This window comes from Pseudomonas sp. H2_A10 (genome assembly GCF_054680085.1).
The window spans coordinates 3891934-3915383 of the sequence record NZ_CP162821.1 but is presented as its reverse complement, the minus strand read 5'-3'; the positions used below and the strand labels follow the sequence as shown (position 1 = coordinate 3915383).

Annotated in this window: 23 protein-coding genes; 8 read left to right on the top strand and 15 right to left on the bottom strand. The window is 62.6% G+C overall.

Features of this window, described 5'->3' with window-relative positions; genetic code table 11:
* The first annotated feature begins 40 nt into the window (after positions 1-40).
* The gene (locus AB4O23_RS18405) at positions 41-1465 is read left to right on the top strand and encodes a polyurethane esterase (protein WP_460060225.1); all 1425 of its coding nucleotides are present in this window, start codon (positions 41-43) and stop codon (positions 1463-1465) included.
* Between the two features lie 82 nt (positions 1466-1547).
* Here AB4O23_RS18405 and AB4O23_RS18400 read toward each other — a convergent pair whose 3' ends face one another.
* Entirely contained in the window at positions 1548-1772 is a 225-nt protein-coding gene (locus tag AB4O23_RS18400) for a YgdI/YgdR family lipoprotein (protein WP_017530639.1), read from the bottom strand.
* Positions 1773-1958: 186 nt separating this feature from the next.
* On the opposite strand from AB4O23_RS18400, the gene AB4O23_RS18395 reads away from it, so the two are divergent.
* Together AB4O23_RS18395 and AB4O23_RS18390 are read left to right on the top strand one after the other, a co-directional pair.
* The gene (locus AB4O23_RS18395) at positions 1959-3608 is read left to right on the top strand and encodes a VRR-NUC domain-containing protein (protein ID WP_017530640.1); all 1650 of its coding nucleotides are present in this window, start codon (positions 1959-1961) and stop codon (positions 3606-3608) included.
* Entirely contained in the window at positions 3605-5863 is a 2259-nt protein-coding gene (locus AB4O23_RS18390; RefSeq protein ID WP_460060224.1) for an ATP-dependent DNA helicase, read from the top strand. Before AB4O23_RS18395 ends, AB4O23_RS18390 begins: the two co-directional genes overlap by 4 nt.
* Positions 5864-5927: 64 nt before the next feature.
* On the opposite strand, the gene AB4O23_RS18385 is transcribed toward AB4O23_RS18390, so the two are convergent.
* Together AB4O23_RS18385 and AB4O23_RS18380 are read right to left on the bottom strand one after the other, a co-directional pair.
* The gene (locus AB4O23_RS18385; protein WP_017530642.1) at positions 5928-6878 is read right to left on the bottom strand and encodes an alpha-E domain-containing protein; all 951 of its coding nucleotides are present in this window, start codon (positions 6876-6878) and stop codon (positions 5928-5930) included.
* 3 nt (positions 6879-6881) lie between these two features.
* A complete protein-coding gene (locus AB4O23_RS18380) occupies positions 6882-8291 on the bottom strand; it encodes a circularly permuted type 2 ATP-grasp protein (RefSeq protein ID WP_017530643.1) in 1410 nt (469 codons plus the stop codon).
* A gap of 399 nt (positions 8292-8690) precedes the next feature.
* Between AB4O23_RS18380 and AB4O23_RS18375 the strand changes: the two genes are divergently transcribed.
* From AB4O23_RS18375 to AB4O23_RS18365, 3 genes are all read left to right on the top strand, one after another.
* A complete protein-coding gene (locus tag AB4O23_RS18375; protein ID WP_017530644.1) occupies positions 8691-9236 on the top strand; it encodes a hypothetical protein in 546 nt (181 codons plus the stop codon).
* Positions 9237-9304: 68 nt separating this feature from the next.
* Entirely contained in the window at positions 9305-9517 is a 213-nt protein-coding gene (locus AB4O23_RS18370) for a hypothetical protein (RefSeq protein WP_017530645.1), read from the top strand.
* 11 nt (positions 9518-9528) lie between these two features.
* The gene (locus tag AB4O23_RS18365; protein WP_175404216.1) at positions 9529-9666 is read left to right on the top strand and encodes a hypothetical protein; all 138 of its coding nucleotides are present in this window, start codon (positions 9529-9531) and stop codon (positions 9664-9666) included.
* Positions 9667-9696: 30 nt separating this feature from the next.
* On the opposite strand, the gene AB4O23_RS18360 is transcribed toward AB4O23_RS18365, so the two are convergent.
* On the bottom strand, positions 9697-10548 hold the full coding sequence (locus AB4O23_RS18360; RefSeq protein ID WP_017530647.1) for an AraC family transcriptional regulator: 852 nt from the start codon (positions 10546-10548) through the stop codon (positions 9697-9699).
* Between the two features lie 142 nt (positions 10549-10690).
* On the opposite strand from AB4O23_RS18360, the gene AB4O23_RS18355 reads away from it, so the two are divergent.
* Positions 10691-11491 (top strand): alpha/beta fold hydrolase, encoded by an 801-nt coding sequence (locus AB4O23_RS18355; RefSeq protein WP_065879097.1) that lies wholly within the window; start codon positions 10691-10693, stop codon positions 11489-11491.
* A 60-nt stretch (positions 11492-11551) separates the two neighbouring features.
* Here the strand turns inward: AB4O23_RS18355 and AB4O23_RS18350 are convergent, their stop codons facing one another.
* The 4 genes from AB4O23_RS18350 to AB4O23_RS18335 form a co-directional block, all read right to left on the bottom strand.
* Positions 11552-12793: an EAL domain-containing response regulator gene (locus AB4O23_RS18350; protein WP_065879096.1), complete on the bottom strand. Its 1242-nt coding sequence runs from the start codon at positions 12791-12793 to the stop codon at positions 11552-11554.
* Between the two features lie 9 nt (positions 12794-12802).
* Positions 12803-13186 carry a response regulator gene (locus AB4O23_RS18345; protein ID WP_017530650.1) on the bottom strand — a complete coding sequence of 128 codons (384 nt, stop codon included), beginning with the start codon at positions 13184-13186 and terminating at the stop codon, positions 12803-12805.
* Positions 13171-14517 carry a sensor histidine kinase gene (locus AB4O23_RS18340; protein ID WP_065879095.1) on the bottom strand — a complete coding sequence of 449 codons (1347 nt, stop codon included), beginning with the start codon at positions 14515-14517 and terminating at the stop codon, positions 13171-13173. Before AB4O23_RS18340 ends, AB4O23_RS18345 begins: the two co-directional genes overlap by 16 nt.
* Before the next feature lie 213 nt (positions 14518-14730).
* Positions 14731-15654, bottom strand: a complete 924-nt coding sequence (locus AB4O23_RS18335) for a universal stress protein (protein WP_026067483.1) — start codon at positions 15652-15654, stop codon at positions 14731-14733.
* A gap of 228 nt (positions 15655-15882) precedes the next feature.
* Between AB4O23_RS18335 and AB4O23_RS18330 the strand changes: the two genes are divergently transcribed.
* On the top strand, positions 15883-17121 hold the full coding sequence (locus AB4O23_RS18330) for an MgtC/SapB family protein (RefSeq protein WP_017530653.1): 1239 nt from the start codon (positions 15883-15885) through the stop codon (positions 17119-17121).
* 9 nt (positions 17122-17130) lie between these two features.
* Here AB4O23_RS18330 and AB4O23_RS18325 read toward each other — a convergent pair whose 3' ends face one another.
* Genes AB4O23_RS18325 through AB4O23_RS18295 form a run of 7 tightly spaced genes read right to left on the bottom strand, consistent with a single transcriptional unit; the run spans position 17131 to position 23428 of the window.
* Positions 17131-18504, bottom strand: coding sequence for a sensor histidine kinase (locus tag AB4O23_RS18325; RefSeq protein ID WP_017530654.1), 1374 nt, complete (start codon positions 18502-18504; stop codon positions 17131-17133).
* Positions 18501-19163: a response regulator gene (locus AB4O23_RS18320; RefSeq protein WP_017530655.1), complete on the bottom strand. Its 663-nt coding sequence runs from the start codon at positions 19161-19163 to the stop codon at positions 18501-18503. Before AB4O23_RS18320 ends, AB4O23_RS18325 begins: the two co-directional genes overlap by 4 nt.
* 11 nt (positions 19164-19174) lie before the next feature.
* Positions 19175-19819 (bottom strand): tetratricopeptide repeat protein, encoded by a 645-nt coding sequence (locus AB4O23_RS18315; protein WP_017530656.1) that lies wholly within the window; start codon positions 19817-19819, stop codon positions 19175-19177.
* The gene (locus AB4O23_RS18310; RefSeq protein ID WP_065879094.1) at positions 19816-20625 is read right to left on the bottom strand and encodes an SDR family oxidoreductase; all 810 of its coding nucleotides are present in this window, start codon (positions 20623-20625) and stop codon (positions 19816-19818) included. Before AB4O23_RS18310 ends, AB4O23_RS18315 begins: the two co-directional genes overlap by 4 nt.
* On the bottom strand, positions 20612-21286 hold the full coding sequence (locus AB4O23_RS18305; RefSeq protein WP_017530658.1) for a TenA family transcriptional regulator: 675 nt from the start codon (positions 21284-21286) through the stop codon (positions 20612-20614). The genes AB4O23_RS18310 and AB4O23_RS18305 overlap by 14 nt, the downstream gene beginning before the upstream one ends.
* Positions 21283-22761, bottom strand: a complete 1479-nt coding sequence (locus AB4O23_RS18300) for an AMP-binding protein (RefSeq protein WP_460150221.1) — start codon at positions 22759-22761, stop codon at positions 21283-21285. The genes AB4O23_RS18305 and AB4O23_RS18300 overlap by 4 nt, the downstream gene beginning before the upstream one ends.
* Positions 22751-23428, bottom strand: a complete 678-nt coding sequence (locus AB4O23_RS18295) for a thermostable hemolysin (protein WP_017530660.1) — start codon at positions 23426-23428, stop codon at positions 22751-22753. Before AB4O23_RS18295 ends, AB4O23_RS18300 begins: the two co-directional genes overlap by 11 nt.
* Positions 23429-23450: the final 22 nt, after the last annotated feature.

Genomic DNA, 23450 nt, shown 5'->3' with positions numbered 1-23450 from the left:
GGGCGTTCTCGACAATTGCAACAACAAAAGAGGCAATACCATGGGTGTGTTTGACTATAAGAGCCTCGGAGCCGAGGGTTCCAAAGCGTTGTTCGCCGATGCCATGGCGATCACGCTGTACACCTACCACAACCTGGATAACGGCTTTGCCGTGGGCTACCAGCACAACGGGCTGGGCTTGGGCTTGCCGGCCACATTGGTCGGTGCGTTGCTGGGCAGCAGTGATTCCCAGGGCGTGATCCCCGGCGTGCCGTGGAACCCGGACTCGGAAAAAGCCGCGCTGCAGGCGGTGCAACAAGCCGGTTGGACGCCGATCAGCGCCGGCACGCTGGGGTATACCGGTAAAACCGACGCCCGGGGCACCTTTTTTGGCGAAAAGGCCGGCTACACCACGGCCCAGGCCGAAGTGCTGGGCAAGTACGATGACGCCGGTAAATTGCTCGAAATCGGCATCGGCTTTCGCGGCACCTCCGGTCCCAGGGAAAGCCTGATCAGCGATTCCATCGGCGACCTGGTCAGTGACGTGCTAGCCGCGTTGGGCCCCAGGGATTACGCAAAAAACTACGCGGGCGAGGCCTTTGGCGGTTTGCTCAAGAACGTTGCCGATTACGCCACCGCCCATGGCCTGGGCGGTCACGACGTGGTGGTCAGCGGCCACAGCCTGGGCGGCCTGGCGGTCAACAGCATGGCCGACCTGAGCGCGGGCAGATGGGCCGGGTTCTACCAGGACGCCAACTATGTGGCCTATGCCTCGCCGACCCAGAGCGCCGGTGACAAGGTGCTCAATGTCGGCTACGAAAACGACCCGGTATTCCGTGCGCTGGACGGCTCATCCTTCAGCGGGTCATCGCTGGGCGTGCATGACCAGCCCCATGCGTCGACCACCGACAACATCGTCAGCTTCAACGACCATTACGCCTCGACACTGTGGAACGCGCTGCCGTTTTCCATCATCAACCTGCCGACCTGGATCTCGCACTTGCCCACCGGGTATGGCGACGGCATGACGCGCATCCTGGACTCCGGGTTCTATGCGCAGATGAGCCGCGATTCGACGATTATCGTCGCCAACCTGTCCGCCCCGGCGCGCGCTACCACCTGGGTGCAAGACCTCAACCGCAACGCGCAGCCGCACACGGGCGACACGTTCATCATCGGCAGCGACGGCAATGACCTGATCCAGGGCGGTAAAGGCGCGGACTTTATCGAAGGCGGCAAAGGCAATGACACGATCCGCGACAGCAGCGGGCATAACACCTTCCTGTTCAGCGGGCCGTTTGGCCACGACCGGATCATCGGTTACCAACCAACAGACAAACTGGTGTTTACGCAGGTAGAGGGCAGTGCGGACTATCGTGATCACGCCAAGGCAGTGGGTGGGGACACGGTGATCAGTTTTGGCGGGGATTCGGTGACATTGGTGGGCGTGAGCGGGTTGTCGGGGGAGGGGATCGTGATCATCTGAAACTGCCTGTTGTGGTGAGGGCGCTTGCTTGCTCACCCCAACAGCCCCACTCCCACATTTGATCAGTGTGGCTTGAAGGCAATCAGTTTTCCTTGCGCACCGTAGCCACGTCATCGGCCTTGACGCGTACACGCTTGCCGGCGATATCGGTGAATTCGTAGAAACCGTCGGCGGTCTTGGCGTTTGGCGTGTCTTTGGTCAAATACTGCGTGCCGTTTTGCAGGGTTACGACGGTTTGCGTCGCGCAACCGGCCAATACCAGAAAAGTGAGTGCAACCAGCGGCAGCCCCAAATTCTTCATGTTCATTATCCTTACCTTCAACTCGGAAAAGTCCCGCGCCAAGGGCTGCGGGCCGTAAATGTTACGCCATCGACCCCCCATCTGATCACTTTTATACAAAAAGTTGCGTACGCCATTTATCTATTACCGATTGCAACACAGCATCGGCGGCGGCACTCTGTATGCATAACCAGTATTTGATCAGCGCGCACCATGGCCAATCCGCTCGACGACCCGCTCTATTACCTGCATAACTTCCGCCAGGTCCTGCATTGGCTGGGGCAACGCTATGCCGATCTGCTTGATCCTGACGAAGAGCATTTCATTCAGCAATTTGACAGGTTGCCGCAGGCCTCCCAGGCGCTGTTGGTGCGCATGGTGATGCGCAAAGGCATGCATTTTCGCGCGGGTAAGCTCAACTACGGGGAGGTGGGTTGCACCCACGCCGCCGCAGTGCCGTTGTTGGCACTGGGTTGGGTGGATGACCAGCACCCGCTGGGCTTTGCCGAACTGTTCGCGCTGCTGCAAAAGGCTGAAATCCTGAGTGCCTTCGCCCCCTGGATCGATCAGCCCAAGGGCAAGAAGGCCGACTGGCTGGAGGGGTTGGCGGCGCAGTTCAGCCAAACCCGCAGCTTTGCCCAGTGGTGCCCCGAGTTGGCCGATTCGTTGTACAGCCTCACCGTGATGGACCTGTGCGACCGGTTGCGCCTGATGTTCTTTGGCAACCTGCACCAGGACTGGTCCGAATTCGTACTGGCGGACCTGGGCATTTACACCTACGAAAAAGTCGAGTTCTGCGCCGAGTCCCGTGGGCTGCGCACGCGTGCCGACGTACAGGGTTTTCTGTTTTTGCACCACTGCCAGCAAGCCTTTGAAAACGCTGAAGCCTTGGACGAGGTGCTGCACCGGGTCGCGACCCTGAGCACCGACAACCCCTGGCTGGAAAAACGGCGCGCCAAGCTGTTGTTCCAGATCGGGCAGTTCTGTGAACGCAGTGCGCAATTGGCCCTGGCCGAGCAGATCTACCGGGCCTGCGCGTATCCCGGTGCGCGTTCACGGTTGATCCGTGTGCTGGAGCGCCAGCAGGACTACGTGCAGGCCATGGCCCTGGCAACCCTTGCGCAACAGGCGCCGCACAGTGCCGCCGAGCAGCAACACCTGCAGCGCGTCATGCCGCGTCTTCGGCGCAAATTGGGTGGGCCGGTCGCGCCCAGGTCCAAGCCTCGCGAGGTCACGCGCCTGGACCTCGAACTGGCGCTGCCGGACCCGCTGATGTCGGTGGAATACTGCGTGCAGGCTCACCTCAGCGAACCCGATGCACCGGTGCATTACGTAGAAAACGGCCTGATCAACTCGTTGTTCGGCCTGCTGTGTTGGGACGCGATCTTCGCTCCGTTGCCGGGCTCGTTTTTTCACCCGTTCCAGCGCGGGCCGGCGGACCTGCACAGCGAAGACTTCCATCAACGCCGTGCGCCGCTGTTCGACGCGTGTTTCGAACGACTGCAGGACGAGCGCTACAAAACCGTGATTCGCCAGCGCTACGTGGACAAATGGGGGCTTCAGTCGCCCTTCGTGTTCTGGAACCTGCTCAGTGAAACGCTGCTGGAACAGGCATTGGCATGCTTGCCCGCCGCGCACCTGCGCCACTGGTTCGAACGCCTGCTGCTGGACATTCGCGCCAACCGCAGCGGCATGCCGGACCTGATCCAGTTCTGGCCGGCGCAAAAAACCTACCGCATGATCGAAGTCAAAGGCCCCGGCGACCGCCTGCAAGACAATCAATTGCGCTGGCTGGAATTCTGTGGCGACCACCAGATGCCGGTCACGGTCTGCTACGTGCGCTGGGCGGAGCACGTCGCTTGAGCTACAGCGTGGCCGTGCGGGCGCTGTGTGAGTTCACCGCCAAGGTCGGCGACCTGGACCTGCGCTTTACCCCATCGCCCAGCGCCCAGGAGGGTATCGTCGGGCACCGCACCGTGGCTTCGCGACGCAGCGCGCACTACCAGAATGAGGTCGCCCTCGAAGGCACCTACCAGCAACTCACCGTGCGGGGCCGGGCCGACGGCTACGACCCGAACGCCAACCGCCTGGAAGAGGTGAAAACCTATCGCGGCGACCTTGACGCCCAGCCCGCTAACCACCGGCAACTGCATTGGGCTCAGGTCAAAGTGTATGGCTGGCTGATGTGCCAGAAGCTCGGGTTGACGCAGATCGAGTTGGCGCTGGTGTACTTCGATATTGTCGGCGAGGGCGAAACCCTGCTCAGTCAACGCTTCCAGGCCGCCGAACTACAAGCGTTCTTCAACACCCAATGCGCGCTGTTCCTTGGCTGGGCCAGGCGCGAAATGGCCCACCGTGAAGCGCGCAACCGCGCGGCCCAGGCCTTGAGTTTCCCGCATGCCGGGTTTCGCCCCGGCCAACGCGCGTTGGCCGAGTCGGTGTACAAGGCCGTCAGCACCGGCCGCTGCCTGATGGCCCAGGCGCCCACTGGCATCGGCAAGACCCTTGGCACGCTATTCCCGCTGCTCAAGGCGCTGGCGCCGCAGCAACTGGACAAGGTGTTCTTTCTGACCGCCAAGACTCCCGGCCGAAAATTGGCCCTTGATGCCGCGCAAGTACTGCATGCCGCCAGCCCCGACCTGGCCTTGCGCGTGCTGGAGCTGGTGGCGCGGGACAAGGCCTGCGAACACTTGGATAAAGCCTGTCACGGCGATTCCTGCCCGTTGGCCCAGGGTTTCTACGACCGTCTGCCCGCCGCCCGTATCGCCGCTTCCAACGTACGCCTGTTGGACCAGCGCAACCTGCGCGACGTCGCCCTGGCCCACAACGTGTGCCCCTATTATCTGAGCCAGGAAATGGCGCGCTGGGCCGACCTGGTCGTTGCCGACTACAACTACTATTTCGACTTCGGCGCCATGCTCTTCGGCCTGGCCCAGCTCAACGGATGGCGTGCTGCGGTGCTGGTCGACGAAGCCCATAACCTGGTGGACCGCGCGCGCGCGATGTACAGCGCGAGTCTTGATCAATACCGCCTCAAGACCCTGCGCGACACGGCGCCCGAACCGCTGAAAAAAACCTTGCAGCGCCTGAACCGTGAATGGAACGCCCTGCACAAGGAACAAGTCGCGCCGTATCAGGCCTATGCCGCCAAACCGGAAAAACTCTTGCAGGCCCTGAGCCTGTGCGCCAGCGCCATGGGCGACTACTTCAACGACCATCCCGACTCCCTCAGCGGCGAGCTGCAAGCCTTTTACTTCGAAGCCCTGCAGTTCTCCAAGGTCGCCGAGCTGTTCAACGAACACTTCATTTTCGATATCAGTAAGCGTCAGCTCAACGCCAAGCGCAGCAGTTCTACCCTGTGCCTGCGCAACGTGGTGCCCGCCGAGTTCATCCGCCCACGGCTGACGGCCGCCCGCAGCAGCGTGCTGTTTTCCGCCACGCTGAGCCCCCGGCACTATTACGCCGACCTGCTCGGCCTGCCCAAGGACACGGTGTGGATTGACGTGGAGTCGCCGTTCAAGGCCGAGCAATTGCGCGTGCGCATCGTTGATCGAGTGTCTACGCGGTTCGTGCATCGCCAGGCATCCCTGCAGCCGATCGTCGAGCTGATTGCCCGACAATTCGCACAGCGGCCGGGCAATTACCTGGCGTTTTTCTCAAGTTTTGATTACCTGCAACAAGTGGCGCAGTTGCTGGCCGAGCAACACCCGCAAATCACCTTGTGGCAGCAATCGCGCGGCATGACCGAAGCCGAGCGCCAGGCGTTTCTCGAGCAGTTCACCGAGCACAGCCAGGGCATCGGTTTTGCCGTGCTCGGCGGCGCGTTCGGCGAGGGTATCGACTTGCCTGGCGCACGCTTGATCGGTGCGTTTGTCGCGACGTTGGGCTTGCCGCAACTGAACCCGGTCAACGAGCAGATGAAGGCGCGCATGGGCGCGATCTTCGGTGCGGGTTATGACTACACCTATTTGTATCCCGGTATTCAGAAAGTGGTGCAGGCGGCGGGCAGGGTGATTCGTAGCCAGCAGGACGAGGGCGTGGTGATATTGATCGATGACCGGTTTGGCGAGGCGCGGGTGCGGCAACTGTTTCCGAAGTGGTGGTCAATCGATAGCTGATGGGGACGGCACTCCCCATGTGGGAGGGAGCAAGCCCCCTCCCACAGTTTTATCGGTGGTGTGGCTAGACCACTTCCAGATAGGAGCTTTGTATCGCCCGCGCCAACTCGCGCACGGTGTCGATAAAGTCGGTCAAGCGAGTGTGCAGCCCATCTTCCAGGATCTCATCGATGCCGGTGTACCTCAGCCGTGCCTCAAACTCCGCCGCCAGGCGCTGCGCCGTGCGCCCGTAGCTGCCGGGCAGGTCGGCGAGGATATGGCTCAATTCCTCGACACAGGCATGCAACGAACGCGGCACATCACTGCGCAACAACAACAATTCCGACACCGACCGCGCATTCAGCGCATTCGGGTACAGCTCGGTATAGGCCTCGAATGACGACAACGCCCGGAGCAGGGCGCTCCACTGGTAGTAGCCGCGTGCCGAGAGGTCGCTGACCTCTTCCGACTCCTCGCCGAACATCTCGTAGCGCGCATCCAGCAGGCGCAAGGTGTTGTCCGCGCGCTCGACAAAGGTGCCCAGGCGAATGAACCGGTAGGCGTCATTGCGCATGATGGTGCCCGAGGTCGCGCCGCGAAACAGGTGCGAGCGCTGTTTGACCCAGTCACAGAAGTGGCTGATGCCATGCCGAGCCAGGCCGCCGGCGGCGATGCTGCGCATTTCCAGCCAGGTGGCGTTGAGGTTTTCCCACATGTCGGCGGTGATCCGCCCGCGCACCGCGTGGGCATTGCCGCGCGCGGCGCGCAGGCAGTTGTAGATGCTGGCGGGGTTTTCTTCGTCGAGGGCGAAAAAGTGCAACATGCGCTCGGCGTCCAGCGTTTGGTGGCGTTCGAGGTAGCTGTCCAGGGTGCCGCTGCTGAGCAACGACATGGCCAGTTCGTCCAGGCCATCGGTGTGCCCGGCCTGGGGCATCAACGACAGCGAATAACTGACTTCCAGCATGCGCGCCAGGTTCTCGGCGCGTTCCAGGTAACGGGACATCCAGTACAGATCTGCGGCGGTTCTACTCAACATGGTTCAATCCTCCACCACCCAGGTGTCCTTGGTTCCACCGCCTTGCGACGAGTTGACGATCAACGAGCCTTCACGCAGGGCCACCCGTGTGAGGCCACCGGGCACCAGGCGGGTTTCCTTGCCCGACAGTACAAAGGGGCGCAAGTCGATGTGCCGGGGAGCGATGCCGTTTTCGACAAAGGTGGGGCAGGTGGACAGGCTCAGGGTCGGCTGGGCGATGTAGGCATGCGGGCGCGCCTTGATGCGTTGGCGGAAGTCCTCGATCTCGGCGGCGCTGGCGGCAGGGCCCACGAGCATGCCGTAGCCGCCGGAGCCCTGGGTTTCCTTGACCACCAGTTCGGGCAGGTGGGTCAGCACGTGGGACAGTTCATCCGGCTTGCGACACTGGAACGTCGGTACGTTCTGCAGCACCGGCTCTTCGTCCAGGTAGAAACGGATCATTTCCGGCACATAGGGGTAGATCGACTTGTCATCCGCCACGCCGGTGCCGATGGCATTGGCCAGCACCACGTTGCCCGCGCAGTACGCCGCGACCAGGCCCGGCACGCCGAGCATCGACTCGGGGTTGAACGCCTGCGGGTCGAGGAAGGCATCGTCGATACGGCGGTAGATCACGTCCACGGCCTTGGGGCCATCGGTGGTGCGCATGAATACCTTGAGGTCGTGTACGAACAGATCCGCGCCCTCCACCAGTTCAACGCCCATCTCGCGGGCCAGGAACGCGTGTTCGAAGAACGCGCTGTTGAAGCGGCCCGGGGTCAGTACCACCACGTTGGGGTTGTCCAGGCGGCTGGAGCTTTTCAGGGTCTTGAGCAGCAGGTTGGGGTAGTGGTCCACCGGAGCGATGCGCTGCCTGGCGAACACTTCGGGAAACAGGCGCATCATCATCTTGCGGTCTTCGAGCATGTAGCTCACGCCGCTGGGGGTGCGCAGGTTGTCTTCCAGTACGTAGTAGGTGCCGTCGCCGTCGCGCACCAGGTCGACGCCGGAGATATGCGAATAGATGCCGCGATGCAGGTCCAGGCCGACCATCGCCTTCTGGTAACCCTCGTTGCCCAGCACCTGATCGGCGGGAATGATCCCGGCCTTGATGATGCGTTGGTCGTGATAGATATCGGCAAGAAACATGTTCAGCGCGTTGACCCGCTGGATACAGCCGCGTTCGATCACGCGCCATTCACTGGCGGGGATACTGCGGGGGATGATGTCGAAGGGGATCAGGCGCTCGGTGTCCTGCTCGTCGCCGTACAGGGTGAAGGTGATTCCCGCGCGGTGGAACAGCAAATCGGCTTCGCGGCGACGCTGGGCCAGCAGTTCCGGCGGCGTATTGGCCAGCCAGCGGGAGAAGTCTTGATAGTGCGCACGGCATACGCCGTTTGCGTCATTCATTTCATCAAAGAAAGATCGAGCCATTCCAGTACCTTGTCAGTGCCCAGCATTGCAGGGGAGGCACTGCCGCTTAAAAAAACGCATGTTTTTATGAGCCCGTGGCGCAGGGTGCCAACAGGCCTGGTCCTTACTTTCTTATGGGGTCGGCTCTGGGTCGGGGGGTAACGAATGTTCCTGTATTGGGGCAGATGAATGGTTTAAGCAATGCGTGTGCCTAAACCGCAGCGGCGTGTCGATTACCCGGTGATCAGCAGGCTTTGTAGGGATAACCGGGCTATGGGGTAGCAGGTGGACGCCCACTACAGGGGCTGTTGCTTGTCCCCACAATAAAGCAAGGCGCGCCCCGCTTTGGTGCGCAACAAACTTGAACTTCGCCCACCCGTGATTCTTCTAACGGGTTTCGCAACAGTGTGGAGCATCGTCGTGCCCAGAATCATCGCCCCCGACACCCCCGAAGCGGCCCTGACCGACCACAATGAACACAACGCGAAGATGTTCGGTTCACCCAAGGATCGCCTGGACTTTTATCGCCGCGAGATCCAGTACGAAACTTCGATTCTCGCCAACCGCACCGACGCCTACCTGACGGCGCAGTCGTTCCTGGTGATCGCTTTTGTCTCGGGCATGGGTAACCTGAACCCCGAGTGGGGCAAATTATTCACGCTGGTGGTACCGGTATTTCTGGTGGCGCTGGGCATTCTCAGTTCCCTCAACGCCTGGCCCGGCATTCGCGCGGCCTACGAAATCATCGATCACTGGCACTACAAGCAAAGTGAACTGCTGCGCAGCGAGCCGGTGATGGGCTTGGCCTATGACGAGTCGCCGTTGTTCTCGGAAGTGGAGTCATCCCACAAGGGTTATCGCAAGTCGCTGCTGTTCTCGATGCGCGCCCCTTGGTTGTTCATGGTGTTCTGGCTGTTGCTGGGGATGTACGCGTTCTATATCCAGATCGATAATCCGATCCGATGAGCAATCCCATGGAACTTCACGCCCCGCCGCAGCGCCTTAACGTTATCCGGCACAGGCAGAGGTGAAGCATGAGCACAGACAACGACCCACAGATGAGCAACCGTAACGACCCGGCCATCGACGTCGGGCAGCCGACGCCCGGCACCGCCGCCGATGCACCGAAAGACCCCAGGCCCGCCAGTGACCCTGCGGCCAGGGACAACGACTACAGCCCTGACTTCAAGCCCGAGCGCGAGCCCAAGCCTGAAACCGATGCCGATATCGATACCCAGGGCGGCTAGAGGAACCGGTCATGGCAAAAGAACTGGACGAAGAACCCAACGACCCAGGCAACGAAGACCCCGGCTCGCTGATGGACGATGCGCAAGTGCCGCTCCTGGATCCGGATGAAGCGGGCGAGCCGGGCAATACCGACGCAGCCATAGGTTGATCGGCTTCGGCGGCGTCTAACGCGTTGCGCTCAGGCGGGTTGCACCGTTTGCCGCTCCCGCAGGGGCGCTTGCGCCTGCAACCACTCGCGCGGGCTGGTGCCGATTTTGCGGCGGAACGCCCGGGCCAGCGCGGACGGGCTTTCGTAACCCACCTCATCGGCGATCAACGCCATGGGCCGGCCGTCGCGCAGACGCTTCTGCGCCAGGCTCACGCGCCAGCTCAGTACATAATCGGCCGGGGTTTGCCCGACGACCTTGTGAAAATGCGCGGCAAAACTGGCCCGCGACATATTTGACTCCACAGCCATTTCATTCACGGTCCACGGCCGTTGCGGATGGTTGTGCACCAGGGTCATGGCCCGTGCCAGGCGCAGGTCGGCCAGGCCCGACATCATGCCGGTGGTCATGCTGTGGTAGGCCATCATATGGCGCAGAAACTGGATGACCATCAGCTCGAACAGCCGGTTCATCACCGCCTCGCGGCCGCAGTGTTCGGCGAAGGCCTCACTGAACAGCCAGTCCAGCGTGCCGGCGATCATGGGGATCTGCGCCAGCGGCATGACGATGGAATCGGTGAGCGCCACCGCCAGCGGGTTGTCCAGGCCACCGTCAAAGCGCAGCGAGGCCGCCACTACCAGGGCGTTATCCGCCTTGCCGGCCACCAGTCGATGGGGCAGGGGGCGCGGCACTACGATCAGGCTGGGTTCGCAGATGCGCAGCGTGCCCTCTGGCATCTCCAGGCCGGCCTGGCCCTCCTTGAGCAAATAGACGCGCCCTCGTTGCTGTAAGTCGTGGGTGTCGAGGGCGCCGTGCAGCGGCCCGCTGTGAAAGGTATCGGCACCAATGCCAAAGTGCACCAGCAGCGTGGATAAACGATCCATGGTTCACCAGAGGGTAGATAAACGATTTGTTAGACGATATGTCGCATATCCTCGACTATTAGACTCCATTTGTAAAATGCGCTTCGGCATTATGGCTCCACGTTCAACGCCTTGAACGGCCACTCTAAACGGAGCAACCACCATGAAAGCCCTGAAGATCTCCCGCCTCGCTGCCCTCTTGATGACGGGCGCGCTCGCCCTCGGTACAGCCACCGCGACCTTCGCCGCGCCACAAAAAACCACGGTAGTGCTGGTACATGGCGCCTTCGCCGACGCCTCCAGCTGGAACGGTGTGATCGCCGGCCTCAAGGCCCAGGGCTACCCGGTGATCGCCGTGGCCAACCCGCTGCGCAGCGTCAAGACCGACTCGGACTACGTCGCTGATATCGTCGAACACACCCCGGGCCCGGTGATTTTGGTGGGGCACTCTTACGGCGGTGCGGTGATCTCCAACGCGGTGCATGGCAACGACAAAGTCAAGGCGCTGGTGTATGTCGCCGCGTTTGCCCCGGAACAAGGTGAAACGGCGTTTGAACTGTCCGGTCGTTACCCCGGCGGCACACTGGGCCCGACCCTGGATAAACCGGTAGTGTCCAAGGACGGTGTGACTGACCTGTACATCCAGCAGGACAAGTTCAACAGCCAGTTCGCCGCCGATGTGGCCGTGAAAGACGCGCAACTGATGGCCGCCGGGCAGCGCCCGATCACAGAAGCCGCGTTGAAGGAACCGTCGGGAGCACCGGCCTGGAAAACCGTGCCGTCCTATTTCATCTACGGTTCGGCGGACAAGAACATTCCCGAAGCCGCGCTCAAATTCATGGCCGACCGTGCGGGTTCCAAGCAAACCGTAGACATCAAAGGGGCGTCCCACGTGGTGATGGTCTCCAACCCGGCGCGGGTGGTGGCGATCATCAACGATGCGGCCAAAGCCAACGCTCAATAACCCGGCCAGCCCAACGGGAGCAAGCTTGCTCCCGTTGGGCTGCGCAGCAACGTGAGTGCCTCACTGCTGGCGCAACAGCCGCTCCAGGCTCTCCACCGGCAGCGGCCGGCTGAAAAGATACCCTTGAATCTGGTCACACCCGGCTTCCTTCAGGAACGCCATCTGGTCTTGGGTTTCCACGCCTTCGGCAACCACGCGCAGTTTCAGGTTGTGGGCCAGTTCGATAATCGTGCGGGTAATGGCCGCGTCCTGCGGGTTGGTGGTGACTTCGCGGATAAACGCGATATCGATCTTCAGGGTGTCGATGGGAAAGCGGCGCAGGTACGCCAGGCTTGAATAGCCGGTGCCAAAGTCGTCGATGGCGATCTTCACACCCTTGGCACGCAGGCGTTGCAGGCTGGCGATGGTGTGCTGGGTATTGTCCATCAGCGAACCTTCGGTCAGTTCCACCTCCAGCCAATGGGCCTGAACGCCGGTCTGCTCGAGAATAAGCCCGATATCGGCAATCAGGTCACCCTCGATCAATTGATGGCCGGAGACGTTCACCGCGACTTCAACCGCGCCAATATCCTCACGTTGCCAGGTGGCGATCTGTCGGCAGACCGTCTCGATCACCCAGCGTCCCACGGGCACGATCAGGCCCAGGCTTTCCAGCACCGGCACAAACACTGCGGGCGATACCGCGCCATAACCCGGGCGGTCCCAGCGCAACAAGGCTTCCAGGGCGCAGATGCGTCCGCTGGCCACATCAACCTTGGGCTGGTAGTGCAGGGTGAATTCATCCCGTTCAACGGCATCGCGCAAGGCCGCTTCCAAGTCCTGGCGGGCCAGGTCATGCACGTTCATGCGGGTGCTGTCCTCGCTGTGGCGTTGCAGTTGCTGTTCCAGCATCGCGCTGTGCTGTTTCAACTGGTCGCCATGGGCTTTGAGCCGCAGCAGGTTCCGTACGCGCAGCCACAGTTCGATGTGTTCCACCGGCTTGCTGATGAATTCCTCGGCCCCGGTGTGCAGGCCGCTGACCCGTGCGCCGGGTTCGTTCAGGGCCGAGAGCATGATGATCGGGATGTTCGCCGTGGCCGGGTTGGCCTTGAGCCGGCTGGCCACCTCAAAGCCGTCCATGCCCGGCATCATGACGTCCAGCAGGATCAGATCGGGGGGCTGCTGTGCCACCGATGCCAAGGCTTCTTCCCCGCAACTTGCACTGCGTGTCTGGTAGCCCTCGTGTTGCAGCAGGGTTTCCAACAGTTTGCGAACCTGGGGTTCGTCATCAACGATCAACAGTGTTGCGGGTGAGCTGGCCATGAAGAGGACTCATACAGGAGGTGTGAGGGTTGGGTTCAGCAGGGTATCGATCACCTGGTACAGCTCCTTGTAGCGCAGGGGTTTGATCACATACGCATCACAACCGGCGAGCCGGGTCTTTTCGCGGTCTTCCTTCATCGCCATGGCAGTAAGGGCGATCACCGGGATGTGTGCGGTGCTCAGGTCTTGCTTGAGTAAGCGGGTCGCGGCCAGGCCGTCCATGCCCGGCAGCTGGATGTCCATGAGGATCAAGGCCGGTTTCTGCTCACGGGCCATGGCCAGCCCGGTTTCGGCATCGGCGGCCCACAGCACGCTATGCCCGGCGTTGATCAGCAGCAGGCGCGCCAGGCGCATATTGGCTTCGTTGTCCTCGACGATCAGGATTGTGGCCATGCTGCCTCCGTAGCTTTGGCGCGGTGCAGCGGCAGCCACACCACAAAACGGGCACCCAGGCCCTCACGGCTGGCCACGGCGACACTGCCGCCGTGCAGGTCGGTAAGTTGCTTGACCATCGCCAGGCCCAGGCCGGTGCCTTCGAATTGGCGTGCCAGGCTGCTGTCGATCTGGCTGAACGCCTTGAACAGCTTGCCCATGTCAGCGGCGGCAATACCGATGCCGGTGTCGCTTACGCTCAATTCGAGAAAGCGTTGGTGCACGCTGGGCTGCAGGGCAAAGCCGTGCACGGGCCAATCGCCCGGCACCTGCCCGACTTGATCACGACTGACCTCGCGCACCACCAGGTTCACAAAGCCTGCGTGCGCGCTGAACTTCACCGCGTTGGCCAGCAGGTTGTAGACGATCTGTTTGGTCTTGCGCTGATCAAGCATCAGAGTGCCCAGGTCGCCCTGGCTGTCGAGCTTCAACTGGATACGCTGCTGGGCGGCCTTTTCCCGCACGATCAGCAGGCTGTTGGCAAGCAAACCGGTCAGTTCCACCGGTTCAAGCTCCAGGTCCATCATCCCGGCCTCGACTTTGGACAGGTCGAGAATGTCGTTGATCAGCGACAGCAGGTGCTGGCCGCTGGTGAAGATGTCGCCGATATATTCACGCTGGGTATCGCTCATATCGCCCACCAGCCCGTCCTTTAACGCCTCGGAAAAACCGATCACCGCGTTTAACGGCGTGCGCAGTTCATGGGACATGGTGGCGAGGAATTCGGACTTCATGCGGCTGGCGTGTTCCAGCTCCAGGTTTTTTTCTTCCAGCGCGCGCTCAAAACGTTTGCGCTGGGCCTCTTCCTGTTTGCGCGCGGTGTTGTCGGTGCCGATCAGCAGGTAGCCAATGATCGTGTCGCTGCGGTTGCGCAATGCGGTCACCGAGACCATGGCCGACAGGCGACTGCCGTCCTTACGGATGTAGGTCAGCTCGTAGATGTCCTCGATGCCGCGCGAGGCTTTGAATACCAGGGCTTCAAAGCCTGGCGTGATGGGCGTGTCGAGTTCCAGGCTGAGGGCGGCGGCGCGGGTGATCAGCTCGGCGGGGTCGGAGATATCGGCAGGGGTGATGCGGTTGACCACGTCGGCGGCGGCGTAACCAAGCATGCGTTCGGCGCCGACATTGAAGATCTGAATCACGCCTTTTTCGTCGGTGGCGATGCTGGAAAAGTACGCACTGTTAAAGATGGCGTCTTGCAGCGCACCGGTCTTGAGCAGGGTTTTCTGGCGTTTGAACTCGACGATTTTTTCCGCGCGTGACTGCGGCGGTAAGGGCGGGGGAGTGTCCATCGCTTGTGCGTTCCATGGGGTTCAGGCCCGCCGTCGTCGTCAGGCGAGGGCGCAGAGCATGCTCACACAAAGTCGCTCGAAGGCGACGGGGAGGACATGAAGTGCCCTGACAATAGCAGATACCACGCACGGCGCGGTGTCGCTGCACTCAATTGGATGGGCAGAAATTCAATAGGGCGGCAGAGCGCCGCCCTTGACAGGTGCGTCAGGTACTCAATCGATAACTTCGGGGGAGACCATCCAGACGCTGCACGGCATCTTGTACAGCAGCGATTCGGCGGTGCTGCCCAGCAGGCGATCGAGGCCGTGATGGCCGACGCGGCCCATGACGATAACGTCGACATTGTAAGCATCGGCATAGCTGGACAGCACACGGGCCGGGCTGCCGAGGATCATGTGACGCTGTTCGGGCGGGATGCCGTTGCGCGCCGCGAGGTCGTCGAAAGTCTTGCCTTGCTCGTCGAACAGCAGCTTGGCGGCCTGTGAAGAGAAAAACCCCGCACCACTGCCAAAGCCATACTCCTGGGCGCTCAGGTCGGACAAGTCGTGGGCATACACCACTTCTACCTCGGCATCGCACGCGATGGCCAGTTTTGTCGCTTCATGCAGGATACGGTCGTTCAACCCCTCGTAGCGGCCGTCGCGATGAAACGGGTCGACCGCCGCGACGATTTTGCGCGGCAACGCATGTTTGACCTGACGCACAAAATGCAGCGGCACCGGGCATTCGCGCAACAGGTGCACGTCCAGCGGCGTAAATACCAGGCGCGACAGCCACGATTCCTGCTCCAGGGCCTTGATCACCAGGTCCATGGGTTCTTCCTTGAGGCGCAGCAGCAACTCCTTGAGCGGGTGTTCGACCCACGCGACTTCGGTGGTGACCGTCAGCCCGAGCTTGCGCAACGGCCTGGCCTGGTCCTCCAGCCATTGGTGGTGGCGCTCCACGTACCCCAGGCGCATCTGCTCCAATGCCTGCTCGTTCACCAGGCCCGCGGTTGCCAGGCCATCGAGGTAGTCGAAGGCCAGGATATGCAGCGCGGCGCCTTCGGCTTTCGCCAGGGCGGCGGCTCTTTCCAGGGCGGGGCTGTGTTCCATCAACGGTGAAACCAATAAAAGGAAACGTGCTTGAGCAGACATGCTGATCTCCCGTGGCAACGAAGGGGTTTGGGCCGTGACGCCTCTGGTTGATCATCGCCCCAGGCGCCTTGCCTGAATTGACCTGCATCAAGGGGCGCGCAGGGGGGAGCGGCCGGGCGACGGTCGGTCGAGCGGTGCGGCGCGTCGTTGACCATGATCAACACGTATCGTGCCGTTGCGGTGCAGTCTGGTAACCCACCGCACACTTGCGTGTAATAGGGGCACAGCATGACGCAAACCCTGGGCATTGCCGGCGCCGCCGCGGCGCTGGGCATCGGCATGCTGGTGGGGCTGGAGCGTGAGCGCCATAAAGGCGAGGGCGAACACCGCGCGTTTGCCGGTTTGCGTACCTATTCCATCACCGGTTTGCTGGGCTATGTCACCCAACAAGTCGGCGGTGCGCTGTTGCTTGGGCTGATCGCGCTGTGCCTGGCCGTGCTGGTGAGTACGGCTTACTGGAAGCGTCAGGACAAAGACCCAGGCATCACCAGTGAAGTCGCCTTGTTGACTGTCCTGGTGCTGGGCGCTCTGTGTGCCGCGTCGCCTGCGCTGGCGACGGCGATTGGCGTGGTGATGGCCGGTTTGCTGGTCTACCGCCAGAAACTGCACGATTTCGCCCGCAGCCAATTGACCGATGCAGAAATGCGCGACGGCCTGTTGCTGCTGGTTGTGGCGTTGGTGGTGCTGCCATTGGCACCGGATCGATTTATCGGCCCTTACGAGGCGGTGAACCCGCGCACCATCTGCACGTTGACGGTGATGTTGATGGCAGTAGGCGCGGTGGGGCACGTGGCGGAACGCATTCTGGGCCCCCGTTACGGGTATGCCATCGGGGCCATCGCTTCGGGGTTTGCGTCCAGTACCGTGACCATCGCCGCCATGGGGCATAGGGCGCTCAAAGAGCCGGACCACCTGCGAACCCTGGCGGCAGCCGCCATTCTGTCGAACCTGGCAACGATGACCCAGGCCGCTTTGATTCTGGGCGCCGTGGAGCCTGCATTACTGCGCCAATTGGCCTGGCCGCTGCTGGCGGGCCTGGCTGCCACCGCACTGTATGCGCTGGGTGTGATGCTGCGAGCGCGCACCGCGCCCACCGGCCAGCCGGTTCAGGTTGGCGGCGCGTTCGACCTCAAGTTGGCCTTGATCATGGTGTTGACACTGACGGGCATTGGCGTTGTGTCGTCAGTGATGCTCTATCACTTCGGCCAAATGGGGGTCATTGTCAGCGCCACCCTGGCTGGCTTCGCCGATGCCCATGCCTCGACCGCCTCGATTGCAGCACTGGCCAGCAGCGGCCAGTTGACGCTGGTTGCCGCGTCCACCCCCGTGTTGCTGGCCATCAGTTGCAACGCGTTGAGCAAATGTTTGGTGGCCTGGGTCACCGGCGGCCGGCGTTTTGCGGCCTACGTGATTCCTGGGCAGTTGCTGCTGACCGGGGCGATGTGGCTGGGAACCGTGGCCGCGTGACGGCTGCGCCTACGGCGCATCACCGGGGATCTCCAGGATGGCTCTGCAGCCTCCGGATGCCTGATTTTCCAGGTGTATCCGGCCCCCCAGACGTTGGGCGATGGTTTGCACGATGGTCAGGCCCAGGCCGGCGCCCTGGGCATTGCCGCGGCTGTAGAACCGTTCGAACAGCCGGTCGCGCTCGTTCTCGTCAATGCCGGGCCCCTGGTCGTCCACGGTCAGCGCGAAGCGGTTGGCGTGTTTGCGCAAGCCCACCGTGATTACGCCGTGCTCCGGTGAAAAGTTGGCCGCGTTGGTCACAAGGTTAGTCAGGGCGATATTGATCGCCACCGCATCGGTACTCGCGGCATAGGCGGCGGCGTCCACGTCGAACACCAGTTCAAGGCCTTTGCTCAGCAGCCAGGGTGTCAGTTGAATCAGCGTTTCGCGCACTGCCGCCGCCAGGTCGATGGCCTGCACAGGCAGATGCTCGTCGCTGGGCTCCAGGCGCGCCATGGTCAGCAACTGATTAACCAGGCGACTGGTGCGGTCGACGCCGCTGATCAAAAAGGCCAGGGATTCACGCCGTTCGGTCTCGGTACCGGCTTCCAGCAGGTTTTGCGCATGCACCCGCAGCACCGCCAGGGGCGTGCGCATTTCATGGGCGGCGTCGGCGATAAAGCGCCGTTCACGGCCGACCATGTCCTGGATTTGCGCCAGCATGCGGTTCAACGCCGCCTGCATCGGCTCCAGCTCCGTGGGCAGGGGTGTGAGTTGCATCGGCTCCAGGGAGCCGGAATGGCGGGCGCGCAGGGTGGCGGCCATATCGGCCAGAGGCTTGAGGCCCCAGCCGATGGCCAGCCACACCAATGCGGCCAGGATCAGGCTGCCCAACACGTTGGGCCACAGGGTATGGCGCACGATGCGGCCCACCAGGTCCGAGCGCACGTCGTCACGTTCACCCACCCAGATACGCAGGCCATTGTCCTTGTCCTTGAGCACGAAACCGCGCCATTGGCGACCGCTGACATCCTCGACGTTGCCGAACCCGGCAGTCTCGGGAGGCGCCGCAAGCGCTGGCGCGCTGCTGGTAAACACCAGGCGCTCGCCCTGGGGGTTCCATACCTGGAAGGCGATTTTGCTTTCGTAAGGATGCCCGTCCAGCTTAGGCACGGCGTTGCCCAAGGCCTTGTTAAACGCGCGATACAGCTCGGCCTGGTCTTTGCCGCCCAGCGGCATGCTCATCACGCCCTGCAACAGCCGCGCGTTCTGCGCCAATTGCGCGTCGTAGACTTCGGCGATTTCGTGGTTGCTGTCGTGCAGGTTGAGCCAACTGATCACCAGCAGGCCGGTCAGCATCAGGCCGATGATCAGGGTCAGGGTGCGCCGCCGGATCGAGGTCATCCACGCTCCTCCACCAGGTAGCCCACCCCGCGCACGGTGCGGATCAACTCGCTGGAAAATTTCTTGCGCAGGTGGTGAATATGCACCTCCAGGGTGTTGCTTTCCGCCTCTTCGTTCCAGCCGTAAAGCAACTGCATCAACTGATCGCGGGTCATCACGCGGCCGGGCGGGGAGAGCAGTTCGTGCAGCAACTGGTATTCCTTAGGGGTCAGCACCACCGGTTGGTTGTGGTAGGTGACCTGTTGCGTGCTGGGGTCCAGGCAGATGCCGGCGTGTTCGATCAGCACCCGCGCGCGCCCGGCACTGCGCCGCAGCAGCGCGCGCAGGCGGGCTTTGAGTTCCGACAGGTCGAAGGGTTTGATCAGGTAATCGTCGGCGCCGGCATCCAGCCCGGCGATGCGGTCTTCGGTGGCGTCCCGTGCAGTGAGGATCAACACCGGCACAACGGCGCCGCTGTCGCGCAGGCGGCGCAATACCTCCAGTCCGTCCATGCGTGGCAGGCCCAGGTCGAGCACCACCACATCGAAGGTTTCGCTGAGCAAGGCGTGCAAGGCACTGCCGCCGTCCTGCAGCCAGTCGACGGTGTAGCCCTCACGCACCAGCGCCTGCTGGATGCCTTCCCCCAGCGCCACATCATCCTCGATCAGTAATAGGCGCACATGGACTCCTGTCAGTTGAGTTTTTGATTGACCTGGGCCAACAGGTCGGTGATCTCTTTGCGGCGCCCGGCATCGGCAGTTTCGCGCCCCGGCCGTGGTGCGGCGAGCAGGGCCTTTTGCAGGGCGTCACGCGCTTCGGCGTAGCGCTTTTGCCGGTACAGGTGATCGCCCCAGAAGTACAGACTATCAATGCCCGTCGGGTTGAGTTGCAAGGCTTGTTTGAGCAACGCATCGGCCTTGTCCGCATCGCCAAAGCCGATGGGCCAGCCGGGCACGCGGTCGTACAGCGCCGCCAGGCTGGTATACGCCGAACCCTGCAGGGCCTTGGGATCCAGGGCCAGCGCTGTTTCGAGGTCGGCCTTGGCCGCCTTGACCTTGCTCAATGCCCCAAGCCCGCCCTGGGCGCCGGCCCAACTGCTGGTGACGATACCGGACCAGATCCACGCTTCGGCGGCCTGGGGGCGCTGCGTGGTAAGCGCCGTGGTCTGGCTGGCGAGCTGTTCGAAGGCTTTGGAACGTTGTTCCTCAGGCAGGTTGTATTGGATGTGTGCCCAACGGGTCTGGATTTCGGTAAGGCGTTGCTGGTCGGCGGCGTCCATTGCCCAGGTCAGAGGGCTCAACAGGGTGAACAGCAGGGCGGCAAAAAGTCGTTTCATGGGATGGGGTCCTTATCGATAGGTGTGTGACTCAAGCGCCGAATCAGTGGCAGTTGTTTGCTCAAACTACGGTCCACCAGGTTTGGCAGCAGGCTGTTGAGGCGCACAAAGAAGCGCTCCGGCCAGCCCAGGTAGAGGTCGCGACGATCCTTGAGGATGGCCTGGATCACCGCCGAGGCGACGGTGTGCGGGTCGTCGACGTTGGACTTGAGCGCGTCGTTCAATGCCTGCGCCGCCGGGCTGTTCATGCGCGTACGCGTCGCCCGTGGCGCTACGTACAACACGCCCACGCGGGTGTCGGCCAGCTCGCGGCGCAGGGCTTCGGAAAACCCGCGCAGTGCAAACTTGGTGGCACAGTAGGTGGCGTAGCCGGGGTAACCGATGGAGCCGTAGGTGGAGCCCACATTGACCACCATGGCGCTCGGCGCGAGCTTGAGTTGCGGCAGCAACAGCTTGGTCAGGCAGATCGGCGCGGTGATGTTCAACGCCAGCATGCCGCTGATTTCGCTGTCGTCCAGTTGCTCAAGCATCGCGAAGTGGTTGATCCCGGCGGTGTTGATCAGCAGGTTGACGCCACCGATGGCATCGGCCGCCGCCAGCACCTTGCGCCGGTCGGCGAGGAAGGTCAGGTCGGCACTCACCCAGCACAGCTGCTGCGGATACTGCGCGAGCAACACCTCCAAAGGGGCGCGATGACGTGCCACCGCCAGCACCTGGGCGCCACTGGCACACAGCACGGCGGCAATCGCCAGGCCGATCCCGCCACTGGCGCCGGTCAGCACCACGCGCGCGTCAGACAGGCGCATGTTGCGTCTCCGTGATGCGCGGCAGGGTGCGGAACATGTCGGTGTAGAGCGCATAGACCACCCTTGACGCGTGGATCACGGCGGCCTGGTCGGCCGGGTCATCCAGTCGGTTCATCAAGCCGCGGTAGGTCTGCATATGGCCAATGTCCAGCGAACCGTGGGAGCTAAGGTAGCTGAACGCCGTTTCCGGCAGATGCAGGCGCTCGCGAATGCTCCCGGCCGCATGGGTGGCGAGGGCGATGCTGGTGCCTTCCAGCACATTGACCATGCCGAACAGACCGACCGGATTGTCACGGGAGATCAGGTCATACAGGTAGCTGACCATCAGCTCGATGGGCAAACCGGGGCGGCCCTCACGCACCGCGTGGGCGTCGCCACCGCAGGCGGCAATGTCATTGAGCACCCACTGCTCGTGGCCGTACTCCTCCTCAATGTATTCGCAGACCGCCTTGCGCAGCCACTCCAGGCGCGACGGCAGGCGAGCGCCGCAGGCCATCATCAGGGGCACGGTATGGCGAACGTGGTAATAGGCCTGGGCCAGGAAGGCGCGGTAGCTTTCCAGGCTGACCTTGCCCTCCAGCGCATCGCGGATGATGGGCAGGCTGAACAGGGCCTGGCGTTCGTGCTGGGTGGCATCTTGGAGCGTATCGAAAAAGTTCACGATGACATTTCCTCGTTCAAGGCAGGGGCAAGCAGGGTTTGGTAGCGGGCGACGATGGCGTCGCGCCGTGGGCGGCCATTGGCGGTGAGCAAGCCGTTGGCGGCGCTGAACGGTTGATCCAGACGCGTCCACCGGTGCACGTGCGCGTAGTCGGGCAGGCCGCTGTTGGCCGCGTCCACGGCCGCCTGCAGCTGTGCCTCGGTGCAATCGGCGCGCAGTGGCCAAAGCAGGGCGTGGTTGTGCGGCTGGGCCTCGCCGTAGACAAAGGCCTGCGCAATCACGCCGCTCTGGGTCAGTTCGGCTTCGATCCAGTCCGGGTTGACGTTGCGCCCGTAACTGGTGACGAATTGATGCTTTTTGCGGCCCTTGAGGTAAAGAAACCCATCGGCATCAAAGGCGCCGAGGTCGCCGCTGGGCCACCACTCTCCGGGCGCTTCGGCCTGACCCAGGTAGCCGAGCAGGGTTGAGCCCTTGATCAGCACTTCACCGTCCTCGACCAGGCGGATCTCAACGTGGGGCAAGGGTTTGCCGACGCTGCCCGGGCGCTGCGCCTCGGGACGATTGAGGCTCACCACCGAAGCGCATTCCGACAGCCCGTAGCCTTCGTAGACCGGCAAGCCGAGTTGTCCGGCGCGGTGCAGCAACGCCTTGGACACCCGCGCGCCGCCAACCGCAGCAAAGCGCAGGCCGTGGGGGCTGAACGCCTTCTGTTCGGCGGCAATCACCAGCATCAGCAGCAATTGCGGGACCAGAATCAGGCTGTGGGGCTGGCGCAGCGCCAGGCAACCGAGCAACTGTGCAGCGTCCACCGCACTGGCGCCCTGGATGCCCAGGCTTTTTTGACTCGGCACACTCAAGGTGGCACCGGCATACAGCGCGGCGTAGCACCCCAGGTTTTCCAGGAGGATGGCGATGGGCAGCAGCGCCAGGTGATGGCGTGGATCACTGGCATGACTGGCCTGGTGCAACTCACGCGCGACCCGCAGCACGCTGTCGGCGCTCAGGCACACCCCTTTGGGCGTGCCGGTGGTGCCGGAGGTAAAGGTCAGCTTGGCGGTGCCAGACGGCATTGACGGCCGACCTTCAAACGCGCGGCACCAGAACTCGCCGGTTTTGCGATACCCGCCAGCGTGTAACTCAGCGTCCAAATGAGGCTCGGCGATCACCCGCTCGGCGTGGCTTTGTTCCAGGCAATGGTCACGCTGGGCAGGGCTGAAGAACGGTGGCAAGGTCAGGCAGGTCAGGCCTTCAAACAAAATCGCCAAGTCCCACAAGATGGCGTCGACGCCGTTGTCCAGGGCCAGGGCCACCACCTTGACCCCCTCATCGCGAAGGCGTTCCTGGCGGTAGGTAACTTCGGCAAACAGCGCGGTGTAATTGATTTTCAGCGTGTCGCCCCACAGGGCGACAGCGCCGTCGTTGCGTTCGGCATAGCCACGCAGTACAGCATGGAAACGACGGGTTTCAGGCGACATGGCTAGTGTCCTCTAGAAGCGTGGGCAACCCCAGGCGTGAAAACAGGCCCACGTTGCGCAAATGAACGAAGCCGGCGCGGATATTGCCGACGTGCACCCAGGGCTGGCTCTCGTAATAACTGCCCCAGTGATGGCGCTCGTCGCCCAGGCGCTGCGGGTCGGCGGCGCACAGGGTGACGGGCTTCAAACCCAGACGGTGGAAGCTATTGACCAGACCGACGTTGCCGGTGAACGCCACCCACTCCAGGCCCGCCATGGCCAGCAGCCAGGTAATGGCGATGATGCTCAGGCGCGCGCTGCCGGTATCGCTGGCCGCCAGATTGCCCACTTCGGCAATGGCGCTGCGCTCCACCGCGCGTTCGGCGGCAGCGCTGATCAGTGGCTCGATCGAATGATCCAGGTAGCGCTCCAAAAACAGCGGTTCGGCCCCCGCCAGGCGGACCCCGGCGACGGCGCACAGCTCGCCGCCGACCTGGCTGACGCCGAACAATTGCGGCATGAAGTGCCGGATATCGGCGCCGTGGGCCAGGCGAAAACGTTGCTGGATAAACGCCTCGAAGGCCGCACGTTCACGGTCATGGGGCAGGGCGCGGGCAAGTTGCAGGGTGGTGCTGTCGGGCTGGCCGAACAGCAGCGGCAAGGGGATGTTCCAATCGATCCGGGGCATGGGTGGTGTGCCTCCCAAGTGA

Coding starts and splice junctions, on each gene's coding strand:
- AB4O23_RS18365 (WP_175404216.1), top strand. CDS start 9,529: ATGGCAAAAGAACTGGACGAAGAACCCAACGACCCAGGCAACGAAGAC.
- AB4O23_RS18310 (WP_065879094.1), bottom strand. CDS start 20,625: ATGCGCCTGTCTGACGCGCGCGTGGTGCTGACCGGCGCCAGTGGCGGG.
- AB4O23_RS18370 (WP_017530645.1), top strand. CDS start 9,305: ATGAGCACAGACAACGACCCACAGATGAGCAACCGTAACGACCCGGCC.
- AB4O23_RS18380 (WP_017530643.1), bottom strand. CDS start 8,291: ATGGCTCGATCTTTCTTTGATGAAATGAATGACGCAAACGGCGTATGC.
- AB4O23_RS18345 (WP_017530650.1), bottom strand. CDS start 13,186: ATGGCCACAATCCTGATCGTCGAGGACAACGAAGCCAATATGCGCCTG.
- AB4O23_RS18395 (WP_017530640.1), top strand. CDS start 1,959: ATGGCCAATCCGCTCGACGACCCGCTCTATTACCTGCATAACTTCCGC.
- AB4O23_RS18355 (WP_065879097.1), top strand. CDS start 10,691: ATGAAAGCCCTGAAGATCTCCCGCCTCGCTGCCCTCTTGATGACGGGC.
- AB4O23_RS18325 (WP_017530654.1), bottom strand. CDS start 18,504: ATGACCTCGATCCGGCGGCGCACCCTGACCCTGATCATCGGCCTGATG.
- AB4O23_RS18405 (WP_460060225.1), top strand. CDS start 41: ATGGGTGTGTTTGACTATAAGAGCCTCGGAGCCGAGGGTTCCAAAGCG.
- AB4O23_RS18400 (WP_017530639.1), bottom strand. CDS start 1,772: ATGAACATGAAGAATTTGGGGCTGCCGCTGGTTGCACTCACTTTTCTG.
- AB4O23_RS18295 (WP_017530660.1), bottom strand. CDS start 23,428: ATGCCCCGGATCGATTGGAACATCCCCTTGCCGCTGCTGTTCGGCCAG.
- AB4O23_RS18330 (WP_017530653.1), top strand. CDS start 15,883: ATGACGCAAACCCTGGGCATTGCCGGCGCCGCCGCGGCGCTGGGCATC.
- AB4O23_RS18300 (WP_460150221.1), bottom strand. CDS start 22,761: ATGTCGCCTGAAACCCGTCGTTTCCATGCTGTACTGCGTGGCTATGCC.
- AB4O23_RS18360 (WP_017530647.1), bottom strand. CDS start 10,548: ATGGATCGTTTATCCACGCTGCTGGTGCACTTTGGCATTGGTGCCGAT.
- AB4O23_RS18340 (WP_065879095.1), bottom strand. CDS start 14,517: ATGGACACTCCCCCGCCCTTACCGCCGCAGTCACGCGCGGAAAAAATC.
- AB4O23_RS18335 (WP_026067483.1), bottom strand. CDS start 15,654: ATGTCTGCTCAAGCACGTTTCCTTTTATTGGTTTCACCGTTGATGGAA.
- AB4O23_RS18350 (WP_065879096.1), bottom strand. CDS start 12,793: ATGGCCAGCTCACCCGCAACACTGTTGATCGTTGATGACGAACCCCAG.
- AB4O23_RS18315 (WP_017530656.1), bottom strand. CDS start 19,819: ATGAAACGACTTTTTGCCGCCCTGCTGTTCACCCTGTTGAGCCCTCTG.
- AB4O23_RS18385 (WP_017530642.1), bottom strand. CDS start 6,878: ATGTTGAGTAGAACCGCCGCAGATCTGTACTGGATGTCCCGTTACCTG.